The 14,026-nt window shown below is 66.6% G+C and carries 13 protein-coding genes; 9 read left to right on the plus strand and 4 right to left on the minus strand.

Annotated elements, in window-relative coordinates:
• Positions 1-90 precede the first annotated feature (90 nt).
• Positions 91-876, minus strand: a complete 786-nt coding sequence (locus VVD47_RS10210) for a 16S rRNA (uracil(1498)-N(3))-methyltransferase (RefSeq protein WP_327603354.1) — start codon at positions 874-876, stop codon at positions 91-93.
• A gap of 96 nt (positions 877-972) precedes the next feature.
• Between VVD47_RS10210 and VVD47_RS10215 the strand changes: the two genes are divergently transcribed.
• The 9 genes from VVD47_RS10215 to VVD47_RS10255 all read left to right on the plus strand — a co-directional run bounded on the left by VVD47_RS10215 (position 973) and on the right by VVD47_RS10255 (position 11,101).
• Positions 973-1,527, plus strand: a complete 555-nt coding sequence (locus VVD47_RS10215) for a thioredoxin family protein (protein ID WP_327603355.1) — start codon at positions 973-975, stop codon at positions 1,525-1,527.
• A gap of 10 nt (positions 1,528-1,537) precedes the next feature.
• The gene (locus VVD47_RS10220; protein ID WP_327603356.1) at positions 1,538-2,338 is read left to right on the plus strand and encodes an inositol monophosphatase family protein; all 801 of its coding nucleotides are present in this window, start codon (positions 1,538-1,540) and stop codon (positions 2,336-2,338) included.
• A gap of 45 nt (positions 2,339-2,383) precedes the next feature.
• Positions 2,384-3,256, plus strand: a complete 873-nt coding sequence (locus VVD47_RS10225; RefSeq protein ID WP_327603357.1) for a phosphoribulokinase — start codon at positions 2,384-2,386, stop codon at positions 3,254-3,256.
• Between the two features lie 162 nt (positions 3,257-3,418).
• The gene (gene tkt, locus VVD47_RS10230) at positions 3,419-5,431 is read left to right on the plus strand and encodes a transketolase (protein ID WP_327603358.1); all 2,013 of its coding nucleotides are present in this window, start codon (positions 3,419-3,421) and stop codon (positions 5,429-5,431) included.
• Positions 5,432-5,546: 115 nt separating this feature from the next.
• Positions 5,547-6,548 carry a type I glyceraldehyde-3-phosphate dehydrogenase gene (gene gap, locus VVD47_RS10235; protein ID WP_327603359.1) on the plus strand — a complete coding sequence of 334 codons (1,002 nt, stop codon included), beginning with the start codon at positions 5,547-5,549 and terminating at the stop codon, positions 6,546-6,548.
• 48 nt (positions 6,549-6,596) lie between these two features.
• On the plus strand, positions 6,597-7,781 hold the full coding sequence (locus tag VVD47_RS10240) for a phosphoglycerate kinase (protein ID WP_327603360.1): 1,185 nt from the start codon (positions 6,597-6,599) through the stop codon (positions 7,779-7,781).
• 150 nt (positions 7,782-7,931) lie between these two features.
• The gene (gene pyk, locus VVD47_RS10245) at positions 7,932-9,362 is read left to right on the plus strand and encodes a pyruvate kinase (RefSeq protein WP_327603361.1); all 1,431 of its coding nucleotides are present in this window, start codon (positions 7,932-7,934) and stop codon (positions 9,360-9,362) included.
• Between the two features lie 240 nt (positions 9,363-9,602).
• Positions 9,603-10,505 (plus strand): Tim44 domain-containing protein, encoded by a 903-nt coding sequence (locus tag VVD47_RS10250; RefSeq protein WP_327603362.1) that lies wholly within the window; start codon positions 9,603-9,605, stop codon positions 10,503-10,505.
• Positions 10,506-10,519: 14 nt separating this feature from the next.
• Positions 10,520-11,101: a ubiquinone biosynthesis accessory factor UbiJ gene (locus tag VVD47_RS10255; RefSeq protein ID WP_327603363.1), complete on the plus strand. Its 582-nt coding sequence runs from the start codon at positions 10,520-10,522 to the stop codon at positions 11,099-11,101.
• A 96-nt stretch (positions 11,102-11,197) separates the two neighbouring features.
• On the opposite strand, the gene VVD47_RS10260 is transcribed toward VVD47_RS10255, so the two are convergent.
• The 3 genes from VVD47_RS10260 to atpG all read right to left on the minus strand — a co-directional run bounded on the left by VVD47_RS10260 (position 11,198) and on the right by atpG (position 14,020).
• Complete coding sequence (locus VVD47_RS10260; RefSeq protein ID WP_327603364.1) at positions 11,198-11,623, minus strand: F0F1 ATP synthase subunit epsilon; 426 nt, start codon at positions 11,621-11,623, stop codon at positions 11,198-11,200.
• A 69-nt stretch (positions 11,624-11,692) separates the two neighbouring features.
• The gene (gene atpD / locus VVD47_RS10265; RefSeq protein ID WP_327603365.1) at positions 11,693-13,117 is read right to left on the minus strand and encodes a F0F1 ATP synthase subunit beta; all 1,425 of its coding nucleotides are present in this window, start codon (positions 13,115-13,117) and stop codon (positions 11,693-11,695) included.
• Positions 13,118-13,144: 27 nt separating this feature from the next.
• Positions 13,145-14,020, minus strand: a complete 876-nt coding sequence (atpG, locus tag VVD47_RS10270) for a F0F1 ATP synthase subunit gamma (protein ID WP_327603366.1) — start codon at positions 14,018-14,020, stop codon at positions 13,145-13,147.
• Positions 14,021-14,026 lie beyond the last annotated feature (6 nt).

Here is a 14,026-nt window from a genome sequence, read left to right on the forward strand (position 1 = left end):
CTCGTCATCCCGGCCAGCGCCGTCAATCCGGGCAGGGTGCCCGTGCGGACGCATGCGCCGGCAACCATCATTCCGCCAGGCCCGGCCTCGTCAGGCACCAGGCTCGCAGCCCGGGCCACCAGTGGCCCCGCTGCCTGCCCCGAAATCCCCCCACAGGCCCTGCATCGCCGCCAGCGCAGCCAACCCGGCCGTCTCCGTGCGAAGGATACGCGGCCCGAGGGTCACGGCCTGTGCGCCGGCACCACGGATGGCCACCAGCTCCTGCTCCGTCCACCCCCCTTCGGGGCCGATCAGCAGGGCCACCGGGCCCGCGGGCGGCGCCATGCGGGCCAGCGGTATCGCCCCCTGGGGGTCCAGGACCCAGCATTGCCCGGCCTTCCCCGCGCCGGCCCGCCAGTCGGCCAGCCACTGCGCCAGGCTGCGGACCGGCGAGACCACCGGCACCCGGTTGCGCCCGCTCTGTTCGCAGGCAGCCACCGCGACGCCCTGCCAGTGCGCAACCCGCTTGTCGGCCCGGTCGCCCGTCAGCTTCATGACGCTGCGCGACGCCGCCACAGGATGCACGGCCGCCACGCCCAGCTCCGTGGCCTTCTGCACGATCCAGTCCATCTTGTCGGCCACCGCCAGGCCCTGCACCAGGCTCACCGTCAGCGGCGATTCACGATCGGCCGCGGCATGTGATTCCACCCTGACCCACACCTCGCGCCCTACCCGCACCAGCCGGGCAGCATACTCGCCACCCTCACCATCGAATAGCACAACGGCATCCCCCTCCGCCAGCCTGAGGACGCGGGCCGCATGGTGGGCGGCCTCCTCCGGCAAGGGCATTTCGACGCCGACGGAGATGGCCACGGGGCAATGGAAGCGCGCTGTCATGTCAGGTGGTTTAAGATCAAGGAAGCCGGCATCGCCCGCGGCAAGGCCGCCAGCGGGCAAAGCGCGGATTATAGGTTCTAGCCACAGGAGGCCCGCATGCCCGCCCTGACTCCCCCCGTCTGCGACTTCGGCGTCCCTGCGCCGGACTTCAGCCTGCGCGGCACCGACGGTCGCATCCACACCCTGCAGTCCTGCCGCGGCCCCAACGGCCTGCTGGTGATGTTCATCTGCAACCACTGCCCCTTCGTGAAGGCCGTCATCGACCGCATCGTGCGCGACTGCCGCGAACTGGCAACGCTGGGCGTCGGCAGTGTCGCCATCATGTCCAACGACACCGTGGCCTATCCGGATGACGGCTTCGACAACATGGCGCGCTGGGCGAAGGAACTGGACTTCCCCTTTCCCTACCTGCTGGACGACAGCCAGGCCGTCGGCCGGGCCTATGGCGCGGTGTGCACACCCGATTTCTTCGGCTACAACGCCGCCCTGGAGCTGCAATACCGTGGCCGGCTGGACGCGTCGCAGCGCGAGGCGGCACCGCCGGGCGCCCGCCGCGAGCTGTTCGAGGCCATGCGCCAGATCGCCGCGACCGGCCAGGGCCCGCGCGACCAGGTGGCCTCGATCGGCTGCTCCATCAAGTGGCGGTCGTGAGGGCTGCGCCGTGGCCACACTGACCCAGGCTCGCGCCCTCGAATCCATCCTGCGTGATGTCAGTCGCGAGGCGGTGATGCCCGCCTTCCTGCGCGCCGTGCGCGAGAAGAAGGCCGACGGCAGCTCGCTGACCGAGGTCGACCTCGCCTCGCAGCGCGCCCTCATCGCCCGCCTGCCGGAAATCGCCGAGGCTCCGGTGATCGGCGAGGAGATGAGCGAATCCCAGCAGGCGGAGAGCTGGACCGCCGGCGAAGGCGGCGTGTGGTGCATCGACCCCGTGGACGGCACCACCAACTTCGCCAACGGCGTGCCGGTGTTCTCCCTGTCGGTGGCCTACCTGGTCGGCGGCCAGACCCAGTTCGGCGTGGTGTACAACCCGGTTGCCGACGAATCCTTCCATGCCGCACGCGGCCACGGCGCCTGGCTCAACGGCACCCGGCTGCCACTGCGCAAGCCGGCCGTCACGCTGCAGGACGCGGTGGCCGGCATCGACTTCAAGCGCCTGCCGCCGGCCCTGGCCGCGGCGCTGGTCACGACGCCCCCGTATTACTCGCAACGCAATTTCGGCTCGTCGGCCCTCGAATGGTGTTTCGTCGCGGCCGGCCGGCTGGACGTGTACCTGCATGGCGGCCAGGGGCTGTGGGACTACGCCGCCGGCCGCCTGATCGCGGAGGAGGCCGGTTGCGGCCATGGCGTGCTGGGCGGCAGTCCCCTGGTGGCGGACCCGGCAGGACGCCGCGCCGTGGTGGTGGCCGCCAGTCCCAGCCTGTACGATGCCTGGCAGGCTTGGCTCAGCGCCCATCTCGACTGAGCGCCAGGCCGGCTCCGCCCCGAACCACCACGCAGGCGCCCCCGCATGTCCATCCAGCATCCGATCATCGCCGTCACCGGCTCTTCGGGCTCCGGCACCAGCACGGCGCGGCGCAGTTTCGAATGGATCTTCCGCCGCGAGAAGATCCATGCGGCCTTCGTGGAGGGCGACGCCTTCCACCGCTGGAACCGCAGCGACATGGCCCAGCAGATCAGCGAGGCGGAGCACCTGAAGCAGCGTGCGCCCAGCCACTTCGGGCCGGAGGCCAACCACTGGGACAAGCTGGAGGAAACCTTCCGCGACTACGGTGCCAGCGGCCAGGGGCGGACGCGACACTACGTGCACGACGCCGCCGAGTCCGCCGTACTGGGCCAGCCGGTCGGCAGCCTGACGCCCTGGGAGGACCTGCCCCACCCCACCGATCTGCTGTGTTACGAGGGCCTTCACGGCGGCGTGGTGACCGACGGGGTGGATCTGGCGCGCCACGTCGACCTGCTGATCGGCGTGGTGCCGGCGGTGAATCTGGAATGGATCCAGAAACTGCACCGCGACACCAACATGCGCGGCTACTCCACCGAGGCGGTGCAACAGACCATCCTGCGGCGCATGCACGACTACGTGCACTACGTGGTGCCGCAGTTCTCGCGCACCCACATCAACTTCCAGCGCGTGCCGGTGGTGGACACGTCCAACCCGTTCATCGCGCGCGAAGTCCCCACGCCGGACGAGACGTTGGTGGTGATCCGCTTCCGCGACCCGCGCTCGGTGGACTTCCCCTACCTGCTGTCGATGATCCACGGCAGCTGGATGAGCCGCGCCAACACGCTGGTGGCGCCCGGCGGCAAGTTCGACCTGGCCCTGCAGATCATCCTCACGCCGATGGTCCTCCGGTTGCTGGAGCGTCGACGCAACGGCTGATGCGGGTTTCCGGCAATTGCCGGGCTTCTGTTCCACGTCAAAGCAACCGCCGGCACCTACATGTAAAACTGCGGCACATATCATGTTGCACCGCCCGCAGGGTGTCGGATTTCGCCGATAATCGCGGCTTCGCCCATTTGCCCGCCCCGCCCGGCCCGTTCCATGTCCTCCCCCACGCCAATCCGCGCCAAAGCCCCACAGTTCAACCCCGTCACCGGCGCCATCCGCGCACTGGCCATGGACGCCGTCCAGCAGGCCAATTCCGGCCACCCCGGCATGCCGATGGGCATGGCCGAGATCGCCGAGGTGCTGTGGCGCCATCACCTGCGCCACAACCCGGCCAACCCCAAGTGGCCCAACCGCGACCGCTTCGTGGTGTCCAACGGCCACGGCTCGATGCTGCACTACGCGCTGCTGCACCTGACCGGTTACGACCTGCCGATCGACCAGCTCAAGCAGTTCCGCCAGCTGGGTTCGCGCACCCCGGGCCACCCGGAAGTGGGCTACACGCCGGGCGTGGAAACCACCACCGGCCCGCTGGGCCAGGGCATTTCCAACGCGGTGGGCTTCGCGCTGGCCGAACGCATCATGGCCGCGACCTTCAACCGCCCCGGCCACACGATCTTCGACCACCACACCTACGTCTTCCTCGGTGACGGCTGCCTGATGGAAGGCATCAGCCACGAGGTGTGCTCGCTGGCCGGCACCTGGAAGCTCGGCAAGCTGATCGCCTACTACGACGACAACAGCATCTCCATCGACGGCCGCACCGACAAGTGGTTCACCGACGACACGGCTGGCCGCTTCGAAGCCTATGGCTGGCAGGTCATCGGACCCATCGACGGCCATGACAGCGTCGCCCTGGACGCCGCCACCCGCGCCGCCAAGGCCGACACCGACCGCCCCAGCCTGATCATCTGCAAGACGCACATCGGCATGGGTTCGCCCAACAAGGCCGACACCTCGGACGCTCACGGCGCACCGCTGGGTGCGGCCGAGATCGCCCTGACCCGCGAGACCATCGGCTGGCCGCACGCGCCCTTCGAGATTCCGGCCGACGTGTACAAGGCCTGGGATGCCCGCGCTGCCGGCGCCCGCCACGAGGAAGACTGGGCGAAGACCTATGCCGCCTGGGGCGAAGCACACCCGGAACTGCTGGCCGAACTGGAGCGCCGCCTGGCCGGTGACCTGCCAAAGAACTGGCAAGCCACCGTCGACGCGCTGATCGCCAGAACGCTGGAAAAGGCCGAGAGCATCGCCACCCGCAAGGCCTCCGCCAATGCGCTGGAAGCTTTCGCGGCAGTGCTGCCGGAACTGGTGGGCGGCTCGGCCGACCTCGCCGGCTCCAACCTGACCATCTGGTCCGGCTCCAAGGACGACGTGTGGAGCGGCCAGGCCAACTACGTGAACTACGGCGTGCGCGAGTTCGGCGAAGTCGCCATCGCCAACGGCCTGTCCCTGCACAGCGGCCTGCTGCCCTACACCAGTACCTTCCTGGTGTTCTCGGACTACGCCCGAAGCGCGATCCGCATGGCCGCCCTCATGGGGCTGCGCCAGGTCATGGTGTTCACCCATGATTCGATCGGCGTCGGCGAAGACGGCCCGACCCACCAGCCGGTGGAACACACCGCCTCGCTGCGCCTGATCCCGAACCTCAACGTGTGGCGCACCTGTGACACCACCGAAACCGCGGTGGCCTGGGCGCACGGCGTGGAGCGCAAGGACGGTCCCACGCTGCTCGCGCTGACCCGCCAGAACCTGCCGTTCTCGCCGCGCACGCCGGAGCAGATCGCCGCCATCCGCAAGGGTGGCTACGTGCTGTCCGATGCTGCCGGCGCGGTCGCGACGCTGATCGCCACCGGCTCCGAGATCGGCATCGCGCTGGCCGCGCAGAAGCTGCTGGCCGGCCAAGGCAAGCCGGTGCGCGTGGTGTCCATGCCCTGCACCCGCCTGTTCGACCAGCAGGATGCGGGCTACCGCAACGAGGTGCTCGGCAAGCTGCCGCGCGTCGCCATCGAGGCCGGTGTCACCGACGGCTGGTACAAGTACGTGGGTCTGGAAGGTGCGGTGATCGGCCTGGATCGTTTCGGCGAATCCGGCCCGGCCGCCGCGGTGTTCAAGCACTTCGGCTTCACCCCGGAGACGGTGGTCGAGGCTGTCAGCAAGCTGGTATAGACTGTTTGTCTCTTCGCGTGACCCGGCTCCTCCCCCGGCCGGGCAAGGCTTGCGCGCCAGGCGCGGCACGCGGTGTTGGTGGATGTTGCAACAACAAGAAATCAGGAGTTAGAGAATGGCTATCAAAGTCGGCATCAACGGCTTCGGCCGCATCGGCCGCATGGTCTTCCGCGCCGCCGTGCAGAACTTCAAGGACATCGAGATCGTGGCGATCAACGACCTGCTCGATCCCGAATACCTCGCCTACATGCTGAAGCATGACTCGGTGCACGGCCGCTTCGAAGGCGACGTCTCCGTCGACGGCAACACCCTGATCGTCAACGGCAAGAAGATCCGCCTGTCCGCCGTCAAGAACCCGGCCGAACTGAAGTGGGACGAAGTCGGTGCCGACATCGTCGTCGAATCCACCGGCCTGTTCCTGGACAACGAGACCGCCTCCGCCCACCTGAAGGCCGGTGCCAAGAAAGTCGTGCTGTCGGCTCCGTCCAAGGACGACACCCCGATGTTCGTGTACGGCGTGAACCACGAGAAGTACGCTGGCGAGGCCATCGTCTCCAACGCTTCGTGCACCACCAACTGCCTGGCCCCGCTGGCCAAGGTCATCAACGACAGCTTCGGCATCAAGCGCGGCCTGATGACCACGGTGCATGCCGCCACGGCAACCCAGAAGACCGTCGACGGTCCGTCCAACAAGGACTGGCGTGGTGGCCGCGGCATCCTGGAGAACATCATCCCGTCCTCCACCGGCGCCGCCAAGGCCGTCGGCAAGGTCATCCCCGAGCTGAACAAGAAGCTCACCGGCATGTCCTTCCGCGTGCCGACCTCCGACGTGTCGGTGGTCGACCTGACGGTCGAGCTGAACAAGGACGCGACCTACGACGAGATCAAGAGCGCCATCAAGGCGGCCGCCAACGGCCCGCTGAAGGGTGTGCTGGCCTACACCGAGGACAAGGTGGTCTCCACCGACTTCCGCGGTGACAGCCACACCTCGATCTTCGACGCCGACGCCGGCATCGCGCTGGACGGCAGCTTCGTGAAGCTGGTCGCCTGGTACGACAACGAGTGGGGCTATTCGAATAAAGTGCTCGAACTGGTCCGCGTCGTCGCCGCCAAGTAAGCCTCTCCGGACCCGGCACCCTGTGCCGGGTTTTTCGCCTCCGCCTCCATGCGATTCAACCACCTCCCCACCACCGACCTCACCGGCAAGCGCGTGCTGTACCGCGCTGACCTCAACGTTCCGCTCGACGACGCGGGCGCCATCGCCGATGACACCCGTATCCGCGCAGCATTGCCGGGCATCCGGCGCGTGCTGGAGGCCGGTGCGACGGTGCTGCTGACCTCGCACCTGGGCCGCCCGACCGAGGGCGAACCCAAGCCTGTCGACACGCTGGCCCCGGTGGCGCGCCGACTCGGCGAACTGCTGGGTCGTCGCATCCCGTTGCAGCTGAACTGGGTCGATGGCGGCTTCGACGTCGAGCCCGGCCAGATCGTAATGCTGGAGAACTGCCGCCTGGTACGCGGCGAGCGTGCCAACAGCGAGTCACTCGCCCAGCGCATGGCCGCCCTGTGCGACATCTACGTCAACGACGCAGTGTCCACGGCGCACCGCAAGGAAACCAGCGTGCATGCGCTGGCCCTGGCGGCACCGTATGCCTGTGCCGGCCCGCTGATGAGCGCGGAGCTGGAGGCGCTGGATGAAGCCCTGGTGTCGCCCAGGCGTCCGCTGGTCGCCATCGTCGGCGGTGCCAAGGTGTCGGCCAAGCTCGACATCCTGCACAACCTGGCCGACAAGGTGGACCAGCTGATCCTCGGCGGCGGCATCGCCAACACCTTCCTGCTCGCCGCCGGCCTGCCGGTCGGCAAGTCGCTGGTGGAGGCGGACCAGGTCGAGGAGGCCCGCCGCATCATCATCAAGCTGGCGGTACGCGGCGCGCTGGTGCCCTTGCCCAGCGACGTGGTGGTGGCCAAGGAGTTTTCGGCGAGTGCAATACCCCACATCAAGGATGTGCGCGAGGTGGAGCCTGACGACATGATCCTGGACATCGGCCCGCGCACGGCACAACGTCTCGCGGTGGCACTCGGCGCGGCACGCACCATCGTGTGGAACGGCCCGCTCGGCGTGTTCGAGTACGAAGCCTTTGCCGAAGGCACGCGTACCGTCGGCCAGGCGATCGCCGACACGCGCGCGATGACGCTCGCCGGTGGCGACGACACCATCGCTGCCATCAAGAAGTTCGGCCTGGCTGATCGCCTGGGCTACGTATCGACGGCCAGCGGAGCCTTCCTGGCATGCCTGGGCGGCAAACGCCTGCCGGCGGTCGAAGCCCTGATCACCCGTGCTAATTCATGAAAACTTGATCGGGCCCGCATTGCGGGCCCGAATCGTTTAGGTAATCTCCCCCAGATGAACAAGCCAGAAAAGCTTCCCCCCAAGAACACGCGCCGCGTACGCGGCAGCGGAGCGGACGTTCCGCTCACCCGCTATTACGAAGGAGCTCGCATGCAACGCCATACCAAGATCGTCGCCACCCTCGGCCCGGCCTCGTCCAGTCCTGAAATCCTCGAGAAGATGATCCGCGCCGGCGTCGATGTCGTGCGCATGAACTTCTCGCACGGCAAGGCCGAAGACCACATCGAGCGTGCCCGTGTCGTGCGCGAGGCCGCCGCCAAGGTCGGCAAGCCGGTGGCGATCCTGGCCGACCTGCAGGGTCCGAAGATCCGCGTCGGCAAGTTCGAGAAGGGCAAGACCTTCCTCGAAAAGGGCCAGAAGTTCATCCTCGATGCCAGCTGCGAGCTGGGCAACGACGAGCGCGTCGGCCTGGACTACAAGGATCTGCCCAAGGACGTGAAGCCGGGCGTGATCCTGCTGCTGAACGACGGCGCCATCGTGCTGGAAGTGGAACGCGTCGCCGGCCCCGAGATCCACACCATCGTGCATTACGGTGGCGAGCTGTCCAACAACAAGGGCATCAACCAGAAGGGCGGTGGCCTGACCGCTCCGGCGCTGACCGCCAAGGACATGGACGACATCAAGACTGCCGCGCAGATCGGTGTCGACTACGTGGCCGTTTCCTTCCCGAAGAACGCCGCCGACATGTACATGGCGCGCACCCTGATCCGCGCCGCCGGCAGCCACGCGCTGACGATCGCCAAGATCGAGCGTACCGAAGCCGTCGAGTCCGAGTGCCTGAAGGACATCCTGAACGCCTCCGACGGCGTGATGGTGGCGCGCGGCGACCTCGCGGTGGAAGTCGGTGAAGCCGCCGTGCCGGCCCTGCAGAAAAAGATGATCCGCATGGCGCGCGAGCAGAACAAGCTCGCCATCACCGCCACGCAGATGATGGAGTCGATGATCACCAGCCCGGTGCCGACCCGCGCCGAAGTGTCCGATGTGGCCAACGCCGTGCTCGACGGCACCGACGCCGTCATGCTGTCGGCCGAGACCGCCGCCGGCAAGTACCCGGTGGAAGTGGTCGAGACCATGGCCCGCGTGTGCGTGGAAGCCGAGAAGTCGAATCCGGTGCGCCTGGACCAGGAATTCCTCAACCGCACCTTCGACCGCATCGACCAGTCGATCGCCATGGCCGCGCTGTTCACCGCCTACCACATGGGCGCCAAGGCGCTGGTGGCGCTGACCGAGTCGGGCTCCACCGCGCTGTGGATGAGCCGCATGAACTCCGGCGTGCCGATCTACGCACTGACCTCGCAACAGGAAACCGTCCGCAAGGTCGCCCTGTTCCGCGAGGCCTACCCGATCCAGATCGAACAGGTGACCGACGACCGCGAGCGCCTGCTGAAGCTGGCCGAGGAAACCCTGCTGCGCCACAAGCTGGTGGAAAAGGGCGACGTCGTGGTCATCACCGTCGGCGAGCCGCTGGGCCAGAGCGGCGGCACCAACTCGCTCAAGATCGTTCGCGTCGGCGAACACTAGGACGACACGGGCAATCACTGCACCGGCCGATCCCGGAACTCCGGTACTCGCTGTACCTCGCGTACAGGGCCGTTCCTCGTTTCGACCTCGGCCGGCCCGTTGCGATTGTCCGTGCTGTGATTCTCCGTGCTGTTTTTCCGCATTACTTCGCATTACTGAAGGGGCTCTTGAAACCCTTCCGTCACAACCGCATCTAAGCTCGGCACGCGCCATTCCGGCGCACCCCGGAGACGTCCTTTCATGCTGAAGACCCTGCTGCTGTCCCTCGCCGTCGCTACCGCCAGCGTAGGCATTGCCATTCCCGAAGCCGAGGCCAAGCGCCTGGGTGGCGGCAAGTCCTTCGGCATGCAGCGCCAGGCCACGCCGCAGCGCCAGGCAACCCCGCCTGCAGCGACGCCGGCTCAGCAACCTGCGCAGAACGCTGCCGCAGCCCGTCCGGCTACGCCGCCCGCAGCGGCCCCGGCGCAGAGTGGCTGGCGCAAGTGGGCCGGCCCCCTTGCCGGCATCGCCGCCGGTCTCGGTATCGCCGCCCTGTTGTCGCACCTGGGCATCGGCGCTGAAGTCGCCGGCATCCTGATGGCCGTGCTGGCCGCCGTGGTGGTGTTCGCCCTGCTGCGTCGCTTCCTCGGCAACAAGTCGCAAACGCCGCAGCCCGCCTACGCGGGAGCCGGCAACAACAGCTATCGCGAAGCCGCGGCACCTAGCGCGTTCCAGGCCCGCCAGCCGGCAGCCGCCCCGGCGCCTGCGCAACCCGCCGCCAACAGCAACATTCCGGCAGATTTCGATGTGGCTGCCTTCTCGCACCAGGCCAAGGTGAACTTCGTGCGCCTGCAGGCTGCCAACGATGCTGGCGATCTGCAGGACATCCGCGACTTCACCACGCCGGAGATGTTCGCCGAGATCAAGCTGGCCATCGATGCACGCGGGGCTGCTCCGCAGAAAACCGACGTGATGATGCTGGACGCTGAAGTCGTCGATGTGGCCGAGGAGAATGGCCGCTATGTCGTCAGCGTGCGCTTCTGGGGCCAGTTGCGCGAAGAGCGCGACAGCGCTCCCACCGCGTTCGAGGAAGTCTGGCACCTCGGCAAGCCGGTCGATGGCAATCGTGGCTGGATGCTGGCCGGTATCCAGCAAGTCCTGTAAATCATCGTCTGACCGTGCTGGACCGCCTGCTGCTGGCAGCCGCCAATCGCCTGCTCGCCTCCGAAACCTGGGGTATGCAGCGTCTGGCGGCCCACGCCGGCAAGGCGGCCAGGCTGGAACTGGGTGGCCTGGGGCTTGGCTTCACGGTCCTCACGGACGGCAGCCTGCAAGGTATCGCACGCGATGCGGCCACTGACCTGAAGATCGAACTGCCCGCCAGCGCCCTGCTGGAAGTCGCCACGAACCCCGCGGGACTCGCCAGCCAGGCGCATATCGAAGGTGATGCCGGCTTCGCGGAAACCCTCTCCGAACTGCTGGCCCATCTTCGTCCCGACCTCGCGGCCCAGCTTGCGCCGTTCGTGGGCGGCATCCTGGCAGAACGCATCGGGCGCAGCACCCATGCCGCGGGCGTGCAACTGACCGACGCCGCGGGACGCCTCGCCCGCAATGTCAGCGACTATCTCGGCATGGAATCCCGCACCGTCCTGCCGGCAAGCGAACACCTCGCCTTCGCCCAGGAGGTTTCGGCACTGCGCGACGCCGTGGCCAGGGCCGAAAAGCGCATCGAGCGGCTGGCGTCACGTCCGCAAACCTGACTCATCCAGTCGCTCACCGACAGACACGGACAAAGGCACGAGCAAAACAAAAGGCACCCCGCGGGGTGCCTTTTGTTTCGTACCGGACTTCGCGTCTCAGTGACCGCGTTTGCGCATCCGTTCGATGGCCGCCAGCTGCGCCACGGACTCAGCCAGTTCGGACTGGGCCGCTGCATAGTTGATGGCGCCGCCACGGTTCGCCAGAGCCTGCTCGGCCTTGCGCTTGGCTTCCATCGCCTTGGCCTCGTCCAGATCCGTACCGCGGATAGCCGTGTCGGCAAGCACCGTCACCGAACCGGGCTGGATCTCCAGCATGCCGCCAGCGACGAAGATCACTTCATCTTCAGCCTGGTTGGGCAGCTTCAGGCGCACGGTACCCGGACGGATACGCGTGAGCAGCGGCGTATGGCCGGGCATGATGCCCAGCTCGCCCGACTCGCCCGGCAGGATCACCATCTCGGCGAGACCGGAGAAGATCTGCTCTTCTGCGCTCACGACGTCGACATGAACAGTCATTGCCATTTCCAAATCCTTCCTGGGGCAGGCCGCCGTCACGCAGGGTGACGACCGCCTGTCCTGTCAGCAGGACGCTTACTGCAGCGTCTTGGCCTTTTCGACAGCCTCTTCGATGGTACCCACCATGTAGAAGGCCTGCTCCGGCAAGTGGTCGTACTCGCCAGCCACGATGCCCTTGAAGCCCTTGATGGTTTCCTTCAGCGGCACGTACTTGCCCGGCGAGCCGGTGAACACTTCGGCCACGTGGAAAGGCTGCGACAGGAAGCGCTGGATCTTGCGCGCGCGTGCCACCAGCAGCTTGTCTTCCGGTGCCAGTTCGTCCATGCCCAGAATGGCGATGATGTCGCGCAGTTCCTTGTAACGCTGCAGGGTCTGCTGCACGCCACGGGCCACGGAGTAGTGCTCTTCGCCAACGACCAGCGGATCGAGCTGGCGGCTGGTGGAGTCGAGCGGATCGACCGCCGGGTAGATACCCAGGGCGGCGATGTCACGCGACAGCACGACGGTGGAATCCAGGTGGAGGAAGGTCGTGGCAGGCGACGGGTCGGTCAAGTCATCCGCAGGCACATACACGGCCTGGATGGAGGTGATCGAGCCGACCTTGGTGGAGGTGATGCGCTCCTGCAGCTTGCCCATTTCTTCCGCCAGCGTCGGCTGGTAGCCCACGGCGGAAGGCATACGGCCCAGCAGCGCGGACACTTCGGTACCGGCCAGGGTGTAGCGGTAGATGTTGTCGACGAAGAACAGGATGTCGCGGCCTTCGTCGCGGAACTTCTCGGCCATGGACAGGCCGGTCAGTGCCACGCGCAGACGGTTGCCCGGGGGCTCGTTCATCTGGCCGAACACCATCGCAACCTTGGACTCCTGCAGGTTGTCCAGCTTGATGACGCCGGCTTCTGCCATCTCGTGGTAGAAGTCGTTGCCTTCACGGGTACGCTCACCCACACCGGCGAACACCGACAGACCGCTGTGCTGCTTGGCGATGTTGTTGATGAGTTCCAGCATGTTCACCGTCTTGCCCACGCCGGCGCCGCCGAACAGGCCGACCTTGCCGCCCTTGGCGAACGGACACACCAGGTCGATCACCTTGATGCCGGTTTCGAGCAGGTCGACCGAAGGCGACAGCTCGTCGAACTTCGGTGCCGGCTGGTGGATCTCGCGCTTCTCGTCGCACAGCACGGGGCCGGCTTCGTCGATCGGACGACCCAGCACATCCATGATGCGGCCCAGCGTGCCGTGACCCACCGGCACCGAGATGCCGGCGCCCGTGCCGTTGACCTTCATGCCGCGACGCACGCCGTCGGACGAACCCATGGCGATGGTTCGCACCACGCCGTCGCCCAGCTGCTGCTGCACTTCGAAGGTCAGGCCCTTTTCGACCAGAACGTTCTCTTCCGACGCATCCAGCACCAGCGCGTCGTACACCTTGGGCATCGACTCACGCGGGAACTGGATGTCCACCACGGCGCCGATGCACTGAACTACGGATCCTTGACTCATAGTCATATCCCCAATACGCAAAAATTCTTAAACCGCGGCGGCGCCGCTGACGATCTCGGACAGTTCCTTGGTGATCGCAGCCTGGCGGGTCTTGTTGTAGACCAGTTGCAGCTCCTTGATCACGTTGCCGGCATTGTCGGAGGCAGCCTTCATGGCCACCATGCGCGCGCTCTGCTCGGAGGCCATGTTCTCGGCCACGGACTGGTAGACAGCCGTCTCGATGAAGCGACGCAGGACCTCCTCGATGACGGCCTGTGCATCCGGTTCGTAGATGTAGTCCCAGGAACGCTCGGGCACGGTGTCCTTGAAGTGCTCGCCAGTCAGCGGCAGCATCTGCCGGATCGTGGGCTCCTGCTTCATGGTGTTCTCGAACCGGTTGTAGGCCACGAAGACCGCGTCCACCTCGCCATTGAGGTAGGCGTCGATCATCACCTTCACCGGGCCGATCAGACGTTCCATGTGCGGCGCGTCGCCAAGCTGGATCACGTTCGACACGACCTTGGCGCCCATGCGCTGCATGAAGCCCAGGCCCTTGTTGCCGATACAGGTGAACTGCATGGCGCTGACGCCGCCACCTTCCCATTCCTTCATGCGCAGCACGAGCTGGCGGAACAGGTTGGTGTTGAGGCCACCGCACAAACCCTTGTCCGTCGACACCAGGATCACGCCCACCTTCTTCACTTCGGCCGGGCCGCTGAGGAAGGGGTGCTTGAAGTCGCTCACCGAGGCCTGCGCAAGGTGGCCCGCGATGCGGGCCAGCTTCTGCGCGTAGGGACGGCCTGCCCGCATGCGCTCTTGTGCCTTGCGCATCTTGGAAGCCGCCACCATTTCCATCGCCTTGGTGATCTTCTTGGTGTTCTGGACGCTCTTGATCTTGTTACGGATCTCTTTTCCGCCAGCCATGATCGT

This window comes from Uliginosibacterium sp. H1 (assembly GCF_036017065.1).
GTDB lineage: Bacteria > Pseudomonadota > Gammaproteobacteria > Burkholderiales > Rhodocyclaceae > Uliginosibacterium.

Coding starts and splice junctions, on each gene's coding strand:
- tkt (WP_327603358.1), top strand. CDS start 3,419: ATGTCCTCCCCCACGCCAATCCGCGCCAAAGCCCCACAGTTCAACCCC.
- pyk (WP_327603361.1), top strand. CDS start 7,932: ATGCAACGCCATACCAAGATCGTCGCCACCCTCGGCCCGGCCTCGTCC.
- VVD47_RS10250 (WP_327603362.1), top strand. CDS start 9,603: ATGCTGAAGACCCTGCTGCTGTCCCTCGCCGTCGCTACCGCCAGCGTA.
- VVD47_RS10225 (WP_327603357.1), top strand. CDS start 2,384: ATGTCCATCCAGCATCCGATCATCGCCGTCACCGGCTCTTCGGGCTCC.
- atpD (WP_327603365.1), bottom strand. CDS start 13,117: ATGAGTCAAGGATCCGTAGTTCAGTGCATCGGCGCCGTGGTGGACATC.
- VVD47_RS10260 (WP_327603364.1), bottom strand. CDS start 11,623: ATGGCAATGACTGTTCATGTCGACGTCGTGAGCGCAGAAGAGCAGATC.
- gap (WP_327603359.1), top strand. CDS start 5,547: ATGGCTATCAAAGTCGGCATCAACGGCTTCGGCCGCATCGGCCGCATG.
- VVD47_RS10210 (WP_327603354.1), bottom strand. CDS start 876: ATGACAGCGCGCTTCCATTGCCCCGTGGCCATCTCCGTCGGCGTCGAA.
- VVD47_RS10240 (WP_327603360.1), top strand. CDS start 6,597: ATGCGATTCAACCACCTCCCCACCACCGACCTCACCGGCAAGCGCGTG.
- atpG (WP_327603366.1), bottom strand. CDS start 14,020: ATGGCTGGCGGAAAAGAGATCCGTAACAAGATCAAGAGCGTCCAGAAC.
- VVD47_RS10215 (WP_327603355.1), top strand. CDS start 973: ATGCCCGCCCTGACTCCCCCCGTCTGCGACTTCGGCGTCCCTGCGCCG.